At 30.0% G+C, this 17,061-nt stretch carries 18 protein-coding genes; 7 read left to right on the plus strand and 11 right to left on the minus strand.

What is annotated here, in order from left to right; genetic code table 11:
• Window positions 1-169: 169 nt before the first annotated feature.
• Entirely contained in the window at window positions 170-1,450 is a 1,281-nt protein-coding gene (rocD, locus tag Q0C58_RS09630; RefSeq protein WP_290700687.1) for an ornithine--oxo-acid transaminase, read from the plus strand.
• A gap of 76 nt (window positions 1,451-1,526) precedes the next feature.
• Here rocD and Q0C58_RS09635 read toward each other — a convergent pair whose 3' ends face one another.
• The 3 genes from Q0C58_RS09635 to Q0C58_RS09645 form a co-directional block, all read right to left on the minus strand.
• A complete protein-coding gene (locus tag Q0C58_RS09635; RefSeq protein WP_290700645.1) occupies window positions 1,527-1,850 on the minus strand; it encodes a CCC motif membrane protein in 324 nt (107 codons plus the stop codon).
• 16 nt (window positions 1,851-1,866) lie between these two features.
• Complete coding sequence (locus Q0C58_RS09640) at window positions 1,867-2,145, minus strand: DUF2752 domain-containing protein (RefSeq protein ID WP_290700647.1); 279 nt, start codon at window positions 2,143-2,145, stop codon at window positions 1,867-1,869.
• Between the two features lie 93 nt (window positions 2,146-2,238).
• On the minus strand, window positions 2,239-4,080 hold the full coding sequence (locus Q0C58_RS09645; protein WP_290700649.1) for a T9SS type A sorting domain-containing protein: 1,842 nt from the start codon (window positions 4,078-4,080) through the stop codon (window positions 2,239-2,241).
• A 164-nt stretch (window positions 4,081-4,244) separates the two neighbouring features.
• Between Q0C58_RS09645 and Q0C58_RS09650 the strand changes: the two genes are divergently transcribed.
• Window positions 4,245-4,448 carry a hypothetical protein gene (locus Q0C58_RS09650; protein WP_290700652.1) on the plus strand — a complete coding sequence of 68 codons (204 nt, stop codon included), beginning with the start codon at window positions 4,245-4,247 and terminating at the stop codon, window positions 4,446-4,448.
• Window positions 4,445-5,008, plus strand: a complete 564-nt coding sequence (locus tag Q0C58_RS09655; protein ID WP_290700655.1) for a Smr/MutS family protein — start codon at window positions 4,445-4,447, stop codon at window positions 5,006-5,008. Before Q0C58_RS09650 ends, Q0C58_RS09655 begins: the two co-directional genes overlap by 4 nt.
• Window positions 5,009-5,025: 17 nt before the next feature.
• On the opposite strand, the gene Q0C58_RS09660 is transcribed toward Q0C58_RS09655, so the two are convergent.
• On the minus strand, window positions 5,026-5,958 hold the full coding sequence (locus tag Q0C58_RS09660) for a hypothetical protein (RefSeq protein ID WP_290700658.1): 933 nt from the start codon (window positions 5,956-5,958) through the stop codon (window positions 5,026-5,028).
• A 236-nt stretch (window positions 5,959-6,194) separates the two neighbouring features.
• Between Q0C58_RS09660 and Q0C58_RS09665 the strand changes: the two genes are divergently transcribed.
• The gene (locus Q0C58_RS09665) at window positions 6,195-7,334 is read left to right on the plus strand and encodes a cysteine desulfurase family protein (protein WP_290700661.1); all 1,140 of its coding nucleotides are present in this window, start codon (window positions 6,195-6,197) and stop codon (window positions 7,332-7,334) included.
• 9 nt (window positions 7,335-7,343) lie between these two features.
• On the plus strand, window positions 7,344-8,123 hold the full coding sequence (locus tag Q0C58_RS09670) for an alpha/beta hydrolase (protein WP_290700663.1): 780 nt from the start codon (window positions 7,344-7,346) through the stop codon (window positions 8,121-8,123).
• 22 nt (window positions 8,124-8,145) lie between these two features.
• On the opposite strand, the gene Q0C58_RS09675 is transcribed toward Q0C58_RS09670, so the two are convergent.
• The 4 genes from Q0C58_RS09675 to Q0C58_RS09690 all read right to left on the minus strand — a co-directional run bounded on the left by Q0C58_RS09675 (window position 8,146) and on the right by Q0C58_RS09690 (window position 11,619).
• The gene (locus Q0C58_RS09675) at window positions 8,146-9,261 is read right to left on the minus strand and encodes an SDR family oxidoreductase (protein WP_290700666.1); all 1,116 of its coding nucleotides are present in this window, start codon (window positions 9,259-9,261) and stop codon (window positions 8,146-8,148) included.
• A gap of 40 nt (window positions 9,262-9,301) precedes the next feature.
• Window positions 9,302-9,490: a Lacal_2735 family protein gene (locus Q0C58_RS09680; RefSeq protein ID WP_366841588.1), complete on the minus strand. Its 189-nt coding sequence runs from the start codon at window positions 9,488-9,490 to the stop codon at window positions 9,302-9,304.
• A gap of 68 nt (window positions 9,491-9,558) precedes the next feature.
• On the minus strand, window positions 9,559-9,945 hold the full coding sequence (locus Q0C58_RS09685; RefSeq protein WP_290700669.1) for a DUF2306 domain-containing protein: 387 nt from the start codon (window positions 9,943-9,945) through the stop codon (window positions 9,559-9,561).
• Window positions 9,946-10,167: 222 nt separating this feature from the next.
• A complete protein-coding gene (locus Q0C58_RS09690) occupies window positions 10,168-11,619 on the minus strand; it encodes a TonB-dependent receptor (RefSeq protein WP_290700672.1) in 1,452 nt (483 codons plus the stop codon).
• Window positions 11,620-11,711: 92 nt separating this feature from the next.
• On the opposite strand from Q0C58_RS09690, the gene Q0C58_RS09695 reads away from it, so the two are divergent.
• Both Q0C58_RS09695 and Q0C58_RS09700 read left to right on the plus strand, forming a co-directional pair.
• Window positions 11,712-12,479 carry an MBL fold metallo-hydrolase gene (locus Q0C58_RS09695; protein ID WP_290700675.1) on the plus strand — a complete coding sequence of 256 codons (768 nt, stop codon included), beginning with the start codon at window positions 11,712-11,714 and terminating at the stop codon, window positions 12,477-12,479.
• 55 nt (window positions 12,480-12,534) lie between these two features.
• Complete coding sequence (locus Q0C58_RS09700; RefSeq protein ID WP_290700678.1) at window positions 12,535-13,020, plus strand: hydrolase; 486 nt, start codon at window positions 12,535-12,537, stop codon at window positions 13,018-13,020.
• Window positions 13,021-13,068: 48 nt separating this feature from the next.
• On the opposite strand, the gene Q0C58_RS09705 is transcribed toward Q0C58_RS09700, so the two are convergent.
• The 3 genes from Q0C58_RS09705 to Q0C58_RS09715 form a co-directional block, all read right to left on the minus strand.
• Entirely contained in the window at window positions 13,069-14,784 is a 1,716-nt protein-coding gene (locus Q0C58_RS09705; RefSeq protein WP_290700681.1) for a hypothetical protein, read from the minus strand.
• A gap of 61 nt (window positions 14,785-14,845) precedes the next feature.
• Window positions 14,846-16,060 (minus strand): DUF4249 domain-containing protein, encoded by a 1,215-nt coding sequence (locus Q0C58_RS09710; protein ID WP_290700683.1) that lies wholly within the window; start codon window positions 16,058-16,060, stop codon window positions 14,846-14,848.
• A 5-nt stretch (window positions 16,061-16,065) separates the two neighbouring features.
• Window positions 16,066-17,061, minus strand: a 996-nt coding sequence (locus tag Q0C58_RS09715; protein WP_290700685.1) for a DUF4249 family protein, incomplete at its 5' end; no start/stop codon positions are given.

Raw genomic sequence — 17,061 nt, forward strand, 5'->3', positions numbered from 1 at the left:
TTTTTTAGTACTAAAAAACACTTCGTAAAAATTTTAATTAGCAACTAATATTTACTAATTTGCATTCTCTTAGGGATGATTTCTTTCCCACGCTGAATTTTCGACTCTTCGAAAGGAAAAAGGTAGATAAGGAATGGATATTTTATTCATTTATATAAACACATTTAATATGGCTGTTTTAGAACATTTAACGTCGCAACAAGCGATGGATTTAGAAAACGAATATGGTGCACACAATTACCATCCACTTCCTGTAGTACTTAGTAGAGGAGAAGGCGTATACGTTTGGGACGTAGAAGGTAAACAATATTACGATTTCCTTTCGGCTTATTCTGCTGTAAACCAAGGGCACTGTCACCCAAAAATTGTTGGAGCAATGACAGCGCAAGCACAAACCTTAACCTTAACCTCTCGTGCCTTTTACAATGATATGTTAGGTAAGTTTGAAAAATACGCTACAGATACTTTTAATTACGACAAGTTATTACCAATGAATACAGGAGCAGAAGCTGTAGAAACTGCTTTAAAAATGTGTAGAAAATGGGCTTACGAAGTAAAAGGAATCGCAGAAAATGAAGCAGAAATTATTGTTTGCGAAAATAATTTTCATGGTAGAACCACTACAATTATTTCGTTCTCTAACGATCCTGTAGCAAGAAAAAACTTTGGACCTTATACAAAAGGATTCATTAAAATTGAATACGATAATTTAAAAGCTTTAGAAGACGCTTTAGATAATAATAAAAACGTAGCAGGTTTTCTTGTAGAACCTATTCAAGGTGAAGCTGGAGTTTATGTACCTTCTGATGGTTATTTAGCAAAAGCAAAAGCATTATGTAAAAAGCATAACGTTTTATTTATTGCAGACGAAGTACAAACAGGAATAGCAAGAACTGGTCGTTTATTGGCAACTTGTGGAAATTGTTCTTGTACAGACAAGCATTGTTCTGGAACACCAGAAGTTAAAGCAGATATTTTGATTCTTGGTAAAGCCTTATCTGGAGGCGCTTATCCTGTTTCTGCAGTTTTAGCAAACAATGAAATAATGGATGTTATAAAGCCAGGAAACCATGGTAGTACTTTTGGTGGAAATCCAATAGCTGCTGCTGTAGGAATGGCAGCTTTAGAAGTTATTAAAGATGAAAACCTTGCTGAAAACGCTCAAGTTTTAGGAGAATTATTTAGAGCAGAACTTGCTAAGTTTATTGAAACTTCTAATATTGTTAATGGTGTAAGAGGTAAAGGTTTATTAAATGCTATTTTAATAAACGATACAGAAGATAGCGATACTGCTTGGAATATATGTATGGCCTTAAGAGATAATGGCTTATTAGCTAAACCTACACATGGTAATATTATCCGTTTTGCACCTCCTTTAGTTATGACTAAAGCACAATTATTAGATTGTGTTTCTATTATTACTAAAACGTTGAAGCAATTTGAAAAATAGAAATTAGTATTCTATAATAGAAAAAGCCTTTTAGTATTATACTAAAAGGCTTTTTTTGTTTAATTATATTCTTAATTTACTGAGCTGATTGTGCTTCTTCCATAGCTTGTCTAAATTGCTCTGTCATTTCATCCCAACCAACAGTAGATATACTATAAATTGTATATATTAAATTTAGAATACATATGATTGAAACTATTAACGCTATTAGTTTAGCTGTTTCCATTTTTTTTGTATTACCTTCATAATCGTTTGGATTTAGTTGCGCATCTTTTATTTTGCCATTAGCCACAAAATAAGCTGGAGCAGATAAAAAGATACCTAATCCACCAAAGCAACAGCATAAAAGACCTATAATAGATAATACGTAAACTAATGTTGGGTTTAATTGTTTTTTCATAATTGGTTATATTGATTTAAAAAATTTTCTTGGCTATAAAACTAATAATAATAATTAGAACAGAGGCTATTGCCAATCCATTAATAATTTTATTTATGTATTTAAATTTATAAAAAAAAGAGGTTACAATAACTATGGCAAATGGTACTAATAGATAAATAGCTGGATACATTTTAAAAGCGGCTATAAACTCTCCATGAAATAATAAAGATAAGCTTCGTTGCATACCACAACCCATACATTCGAAACCAAATAGTTTCTTGTTTAGGCATGGTAACATGTATTGCTCTTGCATTAATAACATTTGAACAAATGTAAAATTTTTTATAAAAAAAACTGCTTTTTTTAAAAAGCAGTTTTTTTGTGCTATCAGCACTATTTTAAGTTATTATTTATTGCTAATAACAACTTTTTTACTTGTTGTGTTATTATTATCTAGTGTAATAGAAGCGATATAAACACCAGCGCTTAAGTTTTTAGTAGAAAACTCGTAACGTGTATTATTATTTAAATCTGTTTTTTTGAAAACTTGCTTTCCAGTAACATCTATTAAAGCAACAGACTTAATTGCTAAAGATTTTGGATTCGATACCACTAATTTAGAAATGGTATTGTTTTGAAAAACTGTAAAACCAGATGCTTCAAACTCATCTACTGAAAGTGTGGAATCATTATTTGTAAATGTAATTTCAAAACGATTGGTATAAGTTCCTGTTGCTAGGTTTATATTAAAATCTAATACAGTTATATCGTGATAAACATCTGTTATTTTATCATGCAAGTAAATAGATTGGTCATTAAAATTTTGAACATCAAATAATCTTACTTTAACAGGAATATCTGCATCTATACTAATTACTAGAGGAATCTTTAAGTCTATGTCAAAATTATGAGCCTGTGTAATGTATGGCATATCACCTAAAATAAAATAAGCGTCTCTTGTGTTAGGTTCTAGGTTGTTAGATTCTAATCCATAATCAAAACCATTAGTTGCACTTGGATGAAAATTGTGTAACAATTGTCTTGTTATTTCATTATTAAAATCAACCTTTAATCTAAAACGCTTAATACCTTCAAGATCTGGAAGTATTTGAAAACCATCTGCATCGTAAACTAATCCATTGCTAGAATTATTAACTTCTCCATCAAAATTTGAGTTAGTATTTGTATTTTTAAAGAATTCACTAGCTGCATCATTTTCTTTATAATAAACTCTATGGCTATTTTTTACTTGTGCGTTTCCATCAGCAGCACCTTCAATCATGAAACCTTGCCCTATAGGAATATAGCGTCTAACCTCTTTACCACTTGTAGAGGGAGAGCTTCCGCCAACTGGAAATCCATCGCTTCCTAAGGTAGCAAAAGGAGCAGGAACAAAAGATTCCATAGAACCGTCAGCCATAATGGTATAAGTAGCATAACCACCAACATATTGTGTTAAAACGTGAGATGCAACACTTAAATCATGTTCCCAGAAAAATAAAGTTCCAGTAATTATACTTGCGTTATTTGTGTCATGTATATAAGCTGCAGCATCTAAAGCAGAAGGATAAGGGTTACCTACTAAAGTGTAGTTTCCATTTAAAACTGCAGTATTCATTGTCCCAGAATTAGGCTTTCCTTTAAAATCGTATTGTTGGTTATTTGCTGAGCCAGATGTGCCTTTCATAGAAAAACCATAACCTGCAGCTAAATCTGCACCATCACCAATATAATCCCATTCGGAGTATTGTGTACCTGGTGAGAATGCCCATAACCAATAACTGGCTATTGCTAAAGGTGAAGAAGTACCATTGTTACTACCTTGAGGAAGCATTATCGCTGGATTACTAGTAATTAGACCAGTAGCATCGTTAAAAATAGAAGCATTAGCTTTAAAAGGGCTGTTGCCATTAGTATCTGTATTTATATTACCAACTGGTGAAGCCCAATAGTTGTAAGCATAGTTGTGTACTGTTCCTTCTTGATAGACGCTTAATGTTCCAGTACCAGAATTTCCTGTTGTTCCAGTGCCTTGAAGTAATTGCGCATCATTACGAAGAAAAATATTACTTGTATCCTCTATTCTTACATCATCTGTAACAAATAAAGGAGCTACATCTGGAGTTACAGTAGCACTTGTAAAACCTGCTCCATCTACAAATACGTAAGTATCGTTTTTAACTGTTAGTTGTGCATAGCAAAAACTAGATAAAAAGTATAAAATAAATGTGTTATAATAGATCTTCATAAAGTATTAAGAGTGTGTTTTAATATCGTTAATTTAATACAAATATAAGGAATTTTAATTGATTATTTTTAGTATTTTATATTATCGAGGATTAACATATTTATAGATTATTAATTCAGGTTAATACAACCATAAATATTTATATTCGCATTTTATTATTAAAAATGAAACATAAAAACACAATAAGTTATTTACTTATTATTTTAGGAGGAAGTATAGCTATTTATGCTAATGCAAACGAGAAACAAAATACTATACTTTTAGTCTTAGGTATTTTTGCATTAATGTTTGGCTTGTATAGAATTAGTTCGACCTTAAATAGTAAACCGCCAAAAAATGATTATAAAGTTATAGACGAAGAAGAATGAGTTTTAAAATTGGTGATTACGTATATGTTTTAGACGAGGCGCTTTCTGGAGAAGTTATTAAAATAGTTAATTCTGAAATAACTATTGAAGATCAAGATGGTTTTGAGTTAACTTTTAACGCTTCAGAAATTGTAAAAAAGGAAGGTGATAGTCTTAGAAAAGCAGCTTTTAGTAATAAAAGTATACATCAGGTGCTTTCAGAAAAAACATCAAATAAAAAAAGAACACTCCCAAGAGTTAAGCCAAAAGAGCGTTTTCAACCTACTATGGAAGTCGATTTGCATATTCATCATTTAGTAAAATCTGAAAGACATTTAAGTAGCCATGATAAAAAGCTAATTCAGTTAGATACTGCAAAACATAAGTTAGAGTTTGCTATGCAAAAGAAAATACAAAAAATTGTTTTTATTCATGGCGTAGGAGAAGGCACGCTTAAAATGGAATTAGAATATTTGTTTAAGCGTTATAATAATTTAAAATTTTACGATGCCGACTATAAAAAATACGGTCAAGGTGCTACAGAGGTTTATATTTATCAAAATATAAAGCCTCACGATTAGTTTTTTAATTATTATAATTAAAATGTAGGAGTAGCTACTCTAGATTGTGTTCTAGTTAGAGTACCAAATTCAACTACCTCTTGAATTAGTATTGGCAAAACAATACCTCCAAGAGTAAGTTCTAACCTAAAACTTTGATTTATTTGGTGAGCACTATATTCAGTTGCAGGAATAGAATTAACTACAACTTCATTTAAATAATTTGGACCAACATTATTATTTTCTATATCGTTTGCAGGATTTAGATTTCCATCTGCATCTTCATTGACAGTTAACACACCATCTTGGTCGTCGTCTGTATCTAAATAATTTGGGATCCCATCTGCATCAGTATCTTCAGGGTTGGTTAATGGATTAGCATCTGTATCTATATCACTAAAATCGAAAAGTTCGGTAGCCGTTTTTACATTATCGCCATCATCGTCGTCGTCTAAATAATTTGGTAAACCGTCACCATCAGTATCATCATTATCTAAATCACCATCACCATTTATGTCTTCCATCTCTGCAGGAATACCATCGTTATCGTCTTCTGTTAAAACAATAATAAATGCAGCAGTACCTTGGGTTGAAATAAAATCGTTAATAACACCTAGGTTTGAAGGTGGAATAACACTGCAAAATGCATTTTCTGTAATAGGATTACTATACGTTCTGTAATTAAAAGGGTTAGAAGAACTAATGGTAAAGTTTGGATTGTTATTAACCAAATTTATTAATAAAGGGTTAGTGGTATCTGGAGCTGTTTCTATTAAATCTTCAAGTGTTGTATTAAACACAACAGAAAGTGACTCTGCAGGATCTGTTTTAATTTTAAAACATATTAAACTACCATCACAATCTTTAGTAACAAAAGTATCGTCAAAGTCTAATTCGGCTGTAATAATATCGCCATCATCGCAACTTGTAAAAAGAAATGCTAAGGCTAAAAAAGAAAAAATAATTCTCATGTGTGTTCTCTTTATTTTTTGATAAAAACAAGCATTTTAAATGTTACTACTTTTAATTATAAGTGTTTTATATCTTTTGTAAGATGAAACAAAAATAACAGAATTGTGTAAATGATAACGCAGCTTATTGAAATTAATTTTATTTGCCTTATTTTTGTGATCTTAAAAATGCTTTTTTCCTATTAAAATAGAGCATTACAAAGGATTTACAACTAATATTAAAGTTTTCCCAAATAATGAAGCAAGTTTATTTTGATAATGCTGCAACAACACAATTAAGAACAGAGGTTATTGAGAAAATGGCAACTGTAATGCATGAGTGTTATGGTAATGCCTCTTCAACACATAGTTATGGACGTACTGCAAAGTCTATGGTTGAAAATACTAGAAAAACTGTAGCTAAGCAACTTAATTGTTCTGCATCCGAAATTATATTTACTTCTGGAGGAACAGAAGCAGATAATCTTGCGCTTAGAAGTGCTGTTAGAGATTTGGGAGTAAAAACAATAATTACTTCACGCATAGAGCATCATGCTGTTTTACATACTGTAAATCAACTAAAACTCGAATATAATATTACTGTTAAATTTGTAGATTTAGAAGATGATGGACATATAAATTACAAGCATTTAGAAGAATTATTACAACTGCCAAATAAAAAAATGGTGAGTTTAATGCATATTAATAACGAGATTGGTAATATTTTAGATCTTAAACGTGTTGGAGAATTATGTAAAGCTAATAGTGCATTATTTCATAGTGATACTGTGCAATCTGTAGGGCATTACGAGTTAGATTTACAAGATATAAATATTGATTTTCTAGCTGTTAGTGCGCACAAATTTCATGGACCAAAAGGTGTAGGTTTTGCTTATATAAAAAAGAATTCTGGTATAAAACCATTAATTTTTGGTGGAGAGCAAGAACGTGGAACAAGAGCAGGAACAGAGTCTGTGCATAATATTGTAGGTTTAGAAGAAGCGCTAAAGCTCTCTTATATTAATTTAAAAGAAGAACGCGCTTATATAACAACCTTAAAACAATATTTTATTAAAGTTATTTCTGAAGCTTTTCCAAAAGCAACTTTTAATGGAAGTTCTAGAGATTTAGAGACAAGTACATACACGTTAGTTAATGTTTGTTTACCAATTGCGCCAGAAAAAGCACTAATATTATTGTTTCAATTAGACTTAAAAGGTATTGCCTGTTCAAAAGGAAGTGCATGCCAAAGTGGTAGCTCTAAAGGTTCTCACGTGTTATCGCAAATTTTAAGTAATGACGATATGCAAAAACCTTCGCTTAGGTTTTCATTTTCTAAATATAATACTATGGCAGAAATAGATTATGTTGTAGCTGTTTTAAAAGACTTTATGTAAATTAGCACTATGTTAAACTACACTACTTATTTACATGAAACCGCAACCGATTGGGTTACTTTTGTCCATGGAGCAGGAGGAAGCTCGTCTATTTGGTTTAAGCAAATAAGAAGTTTTAAAGCAGAGTTTAATGTCTTAATTTTAGATTTAAGAGGTCATGGTAATTCTAAACCAGGTTTAAAAGATGCTTTTAATTCTAAATATACTTTTAATTCTATTACAAATGATATAGTAGAAGTTATAGACCACTTAAAGATTAAAAAATCTCATTTTATTGGTATCTCTTTAGGGACTATTTTAATTAGAAATCTTGCCGAAAACCATCCAGAACGTGTACAAAGTATGATAATGGGAGGAGCAATAATGAAATTAAATTTTCGTTCGCAAGTACTTATTAAACTAGGTGTTGTTTTTAAATCTGTAGTACCATATATGATGCTTTATAAGTTTTTTGCATTTATTATTATGCCTAGAAAAAACCATAAAAAATCGCGTTTACTTTTTGTAAATGAAGCAAAAAAATTATACCAAAAAGAATTTGTACGTTGGTTTAAATTAACATCAGAAATAAATCCATTACTACGTTTTTTTAGAGCAAAAGATATAAAAATACCAACCTTGTATGTTATGGGAGAACAAGATCACTTGTTTTTACCTTCAATAAAAAATATAGTTGCTAAACATATAGAATCTACATTGTTAGTAATTGAAAATTGTGGACATGTTGTAAATGTAGAACAACCAGAAACGTTTAACGTACAAACTATTAAGTTTATTAATGGTCTATAACTTAGTTTTTTTAAGCACTTAATTAATAGCTCTGCTTAAATTTTTTCTCTACCGAAAAATTAATCAAGTTCATAAAATTTTCATGCACACCAAGTGTTGTTTCTAACTTTAATTGACTAATAATATCTTTTATGCGCTTGGCATCAAACTGAAGGTCTGGAATAGAAATATAGTTTTCAAATAATTGCCCAATAGTTTTATAATAGATGGCTTCGAAACTATTAAGGTTTAGTGGCATTTTATCGATGTATTCATAATTACTTATCTCGAAAGATTCTAACACTTTACCAACATAATCTTTGTGTAAAACTTGTTCTGGGTTTACTATATTAAGTTCTTTTATTTCTGGATGTTCAACAGCATATAAAATTGCTTTAGACACAAAATCGACAGGCACTATATTAAGTCCACTTTCTTTATGTATCCAAATTCTAAAAGCATCTGTAAACTTCTTAGAGTATTTATCTAAAAACATTGGCCAAGAGTAGAAAACATCAAACTTTGGTGTTTCGAAAAACGGCTTGTCTATTAAACGACCACAAATAATACTAGGTCTTAAAATTTGAGATGCAATGTTAATGTCTTTGCATTTTTCAATAACATATTTCTCGGTTTCGTATTTAGACTGCTCGTAAGGATTTCTAAATGTATCTACATTGTATTTTGAAATACTATCGTTTACCACTTCATTTTGAATACCAAAAGAATAGGCTGTACTTATATAAATAAAACGATTAACAGCTTCTGGAAGATTTTCTAAAAGTTGATGTGTAGCCAAATAATTTTGCTCGTGAACAACAGTTTTAGAGTTTGTTGCATGAGATAAATTAGTAGAACCAGCGCAATGTATTATTTTAGAAAAGTTATAAGCTTCTAGTTTTTCTTTTTTTATAGTAACAAGGTCTTCTGTAATTACTGTGATTTTTTCAAGACATTTCTCTATGCTAATAGCTTTAAGATAGTCTGGTTTACTATTATTGTTTAATATATTTACCAAACGTTCTTTAGCAGTAATAGTATTATCTCTAATAACAACATAAAGGTGTTCTTGCGTATTATTAGAAATGTTTTGCTTAAGCCAATCGAATATAACGTGACTTCCAACAATTCCAGTTCCTCCAGTAAGAAGACAATTCATAAGTTGTAATTAAAAAATATTTTGCACGAAGATACTCTATTTACTGTTGTTGTAGTATTTCTATTTGTTCTAAAATTTTTTGAGCTTCTGCTTGTTTTTTATCGCTCTCACTTCTGCTACTTTTAGATAATTTAAAAGCTTCTTCTAGTAAGCCTTTATACTGTTCTTGAAGTTTATCGAGTTTGCTTTTCTTTTTAAATATACCAAACATAAGTTTTATCTTTTTCACAAAGATAGAGTCTAACTACTTATTTACTTCTAAGGTTTTGTTAAAACGCTTTTAATGTTAGCATTTATTTATCCGAAGAAAACAGAATGTAAATAACGACCAGGCATAAAAGTAAAAGCGCCTGCTATAATTAAGGCACCAAAGTAGAGCCCTATCATTTTATGTTTATGCACTTTAATATTGCCTTTTTTAATGGCTGTGTAAGCAGTTGGTACTGTGTAAATAGTAAGAAAACTAAAAAAATGAATCCACCCAAAGTGATTAAATAAAGTTGGACCAACAGCAGCTGGTAGAAATAAAGTAACTAAAGCAGTAAATAACATAAGAACCATGTAAACTCTACCTAAAACTTTATGTAATGTTGTGCCTTTTTTTAGAATAAAACTAATAGTTCCTAAAACAAAGGCAGGAAGTATTGTAAATAAGTGCATAAACATTAAAGTTTTGTAAAACATGTTTTTATATTTAATTGGTTAATCAAATATGCAATAAATCTATTGTGCTTAAACTTTAAATTGGATGAAGTGTTGTTTTAGTAGTATGGAGTGTAATTAGTTTTTTAGTTTGAATTTTATTTCCGTATAATTATTTATCAATACTAAAAAACAGCATTAGTCAATAGTTAAATAATGACTGTATCTTTTAATAAATTATAAATAGTTACAAATACAAAAACTCTACTCACGATTATGTATCTCTTCAGTCTCACAACCAAACAAACTTTTCTCCATAATTAACTTACTTACACCTTCTGGTAACATAGCTTGCCAACCATCTTCACCTTTATTAATCATGCTTAGTACTTTTCTAGAAAAAACAGATAAGGTATCTGGATCATAATCTGTAATATCTACTACTTTACCATTGTATTTAAAGAACTTGTAAAGTTCTTTCATTCGTGGATGCACTTTTAAATTATCGCTAGTAGTTAAAGTACCATCTTTGTTTTTCATTGGGTAGAGATATACACGTAAATCTTTATAAAAGAGTTTACCAAAAGCTTCAAGAATACCACCACTTAAATGTCTGTAGTATTTTTCATCAAAAATGTCTATTAAATTATTTACTCCCATTGCTAAGCCCATTCTCGCTTTAGAGTATTGAGAGAAGTATTCTACTAGTTTGTAATATTCTTGGAAATTAGAGATCAATACTGTTTGCCCTAAAGAACATAGCAGTTTTGCGCGATCCATAAAATCTTGCTCGTCTATTTCGCCTTCTGCACGAAGGTTGGATAATGTGATTTCGAAAATAACTTGAGTTTTATTTTCATCAACCTTATTTTCTTTTAAAAACATGTCTAAAGACTTTTTATACATGTCTATATTTACTTTGGTAACAGGTCTAAAACTACCACGAAGCGTTAATATGTTACGCTTGTAAAGTACTCTTGCTGGTAATACGTTATTTCCATCTGGTGCAAACATTACAGCATCTGTCATTCCGTTTTTTACCAATTGTAAACTCATTAAACGGTTATCTACATTCTCGAACACAGGACCAGAAAAATTAATAGTATCAATTTCTAATTGGTCTTTATCTAAATGGTCGTATAAATAGCGTAGTAATTTTCTAGGTTGGTTGTACTTGTAAAAGGCACCATAAATAAGGTTTGTACCTAATTTACCTAGTGTTTCTTGTTGTAAACGTGCATCGTTTTCTTTAAAACGAATATGTAAAACAATCTCGTTATAATCTTGATTTGCATCGACTTGGTATTTTATACCAACCCAACCGTGTCCTTTGTATTTTTTTGCAAAATCTATGGTTGCAACAGTATTTGCGTAACTAAAAAACATTTTATTAGGATGCTTATCTCTAGTAATGCGTTGTTCTGTAAGGTTCATTTCATGGTCAAGCATTTTACGTAAACGTGCTTCGGTTACATAACGCTTGTCTTCTTCAATACCATAAATAGCATCACTAAAATCTTTATCGTAAGCAGACATTGCCTTGGCAATTGTTCCAGAGCCACCACCAGCTCTAAAAAACTGACGTACAGTTTCTTGTCCTGCACCAATCTCTGAAAAAGTACCGTAAATATTTTCATTTAAATTAATACGAAGTGCTTTGTCTTTTAACGAAGGAATAGATTCTATATTCTTGTCTCCTTTTAATGTGATTTCCATAATTTAGTATCTAATTTAGGTGCTTACAAAGGTATCAAATAACTAAAGCAAACAAAAAAAATAACTTACTTTTGTGATAAATACTACCAATAGTGAAAATTACATTTTTAGGAACAGGAACTTCGCAAGGCATACCAGTAATTGGTAGTACGCATCCTGTTTGTTTAAGTACAAATCCTAAAGATAAACGCTTGCGTGTTTCAATATTAATACAATGGCAAGATTATACGTTTGTTATAGATTGTGGTCCAGATTTTAGACAACAAATGTTACGTGCCAATCCAGAAAAAATAGACGCGTTTATATTTACACATGAGCATGCAGACCACACTGCTGGACTGGACGATGTTCGTCCGTTTTTTTTTAAACAAGGTGATATTAATATTTATGCTCACAATAGAGTTTTAGGGCAATTACAACAGCGTTTCGAGTATATTTTTACTTCCGAAATAAAATATCCTGGTGTACCAAACCTTATTCAAAATGAAATAAAAAACAAACCATTTAAAATACTTGGTTTAGAAATTATTCCTGTTGAAGGGCTCCATTATAAACTACCAGTTTTTGGCTATCGATTTGGCAATTTTGCTTATTTAACAGATATGAAAACAATTGCAGAAACCGAAAAACAAAAACTTCAAAATTTAGATGTTTTGGTTATTAATGCTTTAAGAGAAGAAGAGCACATTTCGCATTTTACTTTAGCTGAAGCTTTAGAAGTTATTTCAGAATTAAAACCTAAAAAAGCTTATTTAACACATATTAGTCATCTTCTAGGTTTTCACGATCAAGTACAACAAAAACTACCTCAAAACGTTTTTTTAGCTTACGACGAACTTACAATAGAGGTTACTAACTAAAATTTTATATTAAAAATCACTTAATTTTTTTACTATTATGAAAAACCGCATTTTTATGTATCTGTTTATATTTTCAGTCTTACTGTTATTATTTCAGTTTATAAACTCGAAAAAAATATTTGATGATAGTAACGAAAAAGTATCAAGCTCTAAAGTGCAAATAAAAAAGTACCAAGATTCAATTTTAGTGCTAAAAGATAATATACACGAGCTATCTCAATTTAGTTTTGATTATAACGAGTATTCTTACGACTATTTTTTAAATCAAGGTTACGATGTAGAAAAGTTAATAACTACGGTTAAAGATGGGCTTTATTCTCAAAACGAATACGAAGGTGAAGAGCATCCATTAGTACCTTATGTCTCTACAACTAACAGTAAAGTAATAATTAATTCTATTCGTGTATTAAACCACAAGTGGATTATTGCCGATTTTACCGATGGACAACTTTGGGGAGAAATGCTAGTTGTGTATTCGCTAAACGAAAAAGGTGAACTAAACTTTAGAGTTGCAGAGTCGTTGTTAAACCCTTTACAATAAAGTGATTTAAACTTTTGTAGACGCTTATAAATTTAAATTAACTCCTCATTATTTTACTGTAAAATAACCAGTGCTTATAGTGTGTTCTCCATTTTTGCTGTAACCTTCTAATGTTATCTTATAAGTACCTTTGTCATCAGAAGTATAAGTTTTAAAGGTGTTATTAGTCTCAGTAAGTTTAACGTTAGGTAACCAAAGTAATTGCCTTCTGTAGTCTGGAATATGCTTATTATCTAATGGGTTTATATACTCTGGTTGATAATATATAGTTTCGTCTTCTGGTAAATTTAAAGTAGTTTCTAAAATAAAATCTCCAGATAGAGACGTTTTAAAATCTTTTGTAAATGTAGATACATTAATAACACCTTGGTATAATTTAGAACCGTAAAGGTATTGACCTACAACAATAGAAATAGATTTTATTTTTTCGGAATTGTAGTTTACTAAATCGTTGTTGTTTTGTACAATCATGCCATCGACAACTACTAAAGGATCAATGTTTCTAATGGCTTGGCTTTTTTTCTCGTCGTAACGGTCATATACAATAATTCTATAATTGTCTCCATCTTTTCTTATACCAGCCTCGTTTATTATTTCAATAAACGTTTCTCTAACGGTTTTAAATCGCGTATAATCGTCTAATAAATACACTTTTTCTTTTGTTTTATAGAATTCTTGAGCATAATCTTGATATAGGATGCTGTCTTTTTTATTTTGATAATATGCGTTTTGTACTTGGTTTTTAATATTACGTTGTTCTATACTGTATTTTAAATTACTGTCTATATCAAGGGTGTTAAAAGAAAGAGCTTCAAAATTATTGTTAGTATTCTCTAGTATACTTATTTTAAAATCCTCGTTGTTATCTTCGATAACTTGAAATGTAGCAATATTACTATCAATTTTATCTTTTAAGTTAAAAAAAAACAAACCAGAAGTATTAGTTTCTGCAATTTTGAATACATAGTTTTTACCAGTAATTGAAAGCGCAATGTTTTTATTTTTAATATCTAAGGTATCTGTTAAGTTAGAAATTTTTCCAGCAATTAATTGACCTCTCATTTCTGGAATGTAGAGAGTGTTTGAAGCTTTACTAGATGCAAATTTAGTTTCGCTTGTATTGTCTATTGCTATGGAATCTAGCTTATTTATAGAGAGACTATAATTACCGTTTTTAAAGATTTTATTAGTATTAACGTTTATTTTAACGAGCGCTCTATTTGAATAGGTTTGTTGCGCAGATGCTACAGAAATATTACTATTAAGTTCATCAGTTTTAATAGTTTCAGTTTTAACTATTTTAACTATTTTATCTATATTATGTATTTTTTGGATGCTATTAGAAAAAGCATTAATAACATATATGTCTTTAGTATAGTAGCTTTTTTTAGTGTTATTTTTAGTCCAATTGGTATAACCCAATAATTTATAATGTCCTGTTTTTATTTCTGTTGGTATAAAAATACGATTACTAGCTACACTATTCTTTAAATTTAATGTATGCTTTAAAATGGTTTTATTTCTAGCATCAACAAGTTCCACATAGCCAATTTTACTAATAGCGCTTAACTTGCCGTTATTTAGTACAGATATTTTGTAATACAGGTATTCGCCTACTAAAACAAGGTTAGTATTAGTTGTTATTTGTGCTTCCTCTTTAGAGAATTGAGACAAGTCGATAGCGCTAAAATTAGATTTCTTAACTTGTGCTTTCATGGTGATTGCAAAAAGGAATACTAGTAATAATATAGTTTGTTTTTTCATAATTTGTATAAATTAATCTACCCAAAAATCTGGTTGTACGTTTGTGCCTGCACTAGTACAATTAACACATTTCTTGTTTTGCTATTTTATAGATGTCTGTTTCTTCGTCGTAATTAATTAGTTTGTAATATTCATTATTAACAAAAAGGTATAAACTATTTCTTTCATTCTCGTCGTCATCACACATGTTAGAACTATCGATATTATCATTAAAATCATAAATTCTTTCGTCACAGCTAAAAATGTAATTTGGTAGTGGAATGTTAACATCTTGATAGTTAAAAAACACTCTTTGTTCTGATACTGATGCGACTTCAAAAAAGCCAATGACACGATTACTATCCGCATTTAAAACTGTTAAATTACTTTCTAAGAATCCAGGTTGAGTTTCAGACAAAACACTTTCGGTGTCACCTAAAAGTGACAATATTCTATAATAATTATAAGCTTCAATATTTTGAATGTATTGTCTTACTTTTATACTGTAACGTTCTCTTAAAATGCTAGTATCAATAATATCATCTTCAACGTCATCAGCAAGAAAACGAATAGGAAAACGTAAAATGTTATTATCTGATAGATTTGTGCTAGTTGTTTGTAAAATATTTAAGTTTTTATTTGAGCTGAAACACGTTCCTTCTTCTTCAGTTTTTTCAAAAAATTCAACGTCATAAAATACATGTTTGCCGCAAAGATCACCCACTTCAATAAAATTTGTGAAATTAACACCTATTAAATTATTGAATGGGACAATTATTTTATAAGTTTCTTCATATTCATATCTAAAGTATTGTACATCAGAATTTGGATTATTACTATCCACAAAAACTTGAACTCCAGGTCCATTAACATTATCGTCTACAAATTCTGCCCGTAAATTATCTATCTGTGAAATTGGTGTTAAAGTTTGCTGGTTAGAACTGTAGGTTTTGCCGTCTGCAGTATTTATTACTAAAGTGTATTCAATATCTGGAAGTGCTTCAAAAGCAATGTCTGAGACATACACACTATCCGTATTTTGAGAAAAGCTAAAACTATTACCTGTGCTATCTGTAACGCTAACATCTGCATTGTTTTCTAGAATTTGTTCACTGTCTTCAAGTAAAAAGGTGCGTGAAATTTTTACTTCTTGGCGTTTTAACTCATTTGTAATAGTAGCCTCTACCACCAAAACACTTTCGAATGTTTCTGTTTCGAGTGCTATTTCTTCTCTGCAACTAAAAGGGAGAAGTATAAAATTAATTAAGGTTAAGAACATATATATGTTGTTTTTCATAATAATTAATCTACCCAGAAGTCTGGTTCTATGTTTGTGCCTACAGTTGTACAATCTGTGCATTCTGGATTACTTAATTTCCAATTAGGATTAATAAGAGGGTTTTCTATAATTTGATCGTTGAAATTTAAGTCAGAAAACGTTGTAATTAATCGATATATTTCTGATCTTTCGTTTAGATCAAAATCTAAAGTTGTATTGTCCGAAAAGTTTAATTCTTTAATTTCGCACTTATATATATAATCTGGTTGTGGTAAATTGAAGTCGCTATAATTAAAAAATATTCGTCTTTCTGAAACTGAATTAACTTCAAAAAAGCCTATGATTTTTTCATTTTTATCTAGTCCACTTAAGTTACCTTCAACAGATCCTGGTTGACTTTCTGATAAAACACTTTCATTATTTCCTAATATATTTGTAGTTTTATAAAAGGTGTAAGATTCTATGTTTTGGACGTATTGTTTAACAAGAATACTATATCTATCTCTAAGAATACTAATGTCTGCTACTGTTACATTTTCTTCAATAGGAATACCAATATCTTCCGCTCCAATTTCATTATTAATAAACCTTACAGGAAAATTTAAAACAATGTTATCTTCTAAATCATTAGTTGTAGTCTGAATGATATTTTTATTTGTTATTGTGCTATAACACGTTTTTTCTTCTTGAGACCTTTCTAAGAAGTCTACATCATAAAAAACGTTTATGTCACCGTTAGTAATTTCTTCTTCATAATTAGATAAAATAGCTTCTAATGGATAATAATATGGTGGAATTACTTGGTATGTTTCTTCATACTCATACCTAAAATATTTTGCTTCAGAATTTGAATTATTACTATCCACAAAAACTTGTACTCCAGGTCCATTAACATCATCATCTACAAATTCTGCGTGTAAATTATCTATTTGAGAAATTGGTGTTAACGTTTGTTGGTTGGAGCTGTAGGTTTTGCCGCCTGCAGTATTTATTACTAAAGTGTATTCAATATCTGGAAG

Origin of the sequence: Lacinutrix sp., assembly GCF_023299985.1 — a bacterium.
Classification (GTDB): Bacteria; Bacteroidota; Bacteroidia; order Flavobacteriales; family Flavobacteriaceae; genus Lacinutrix.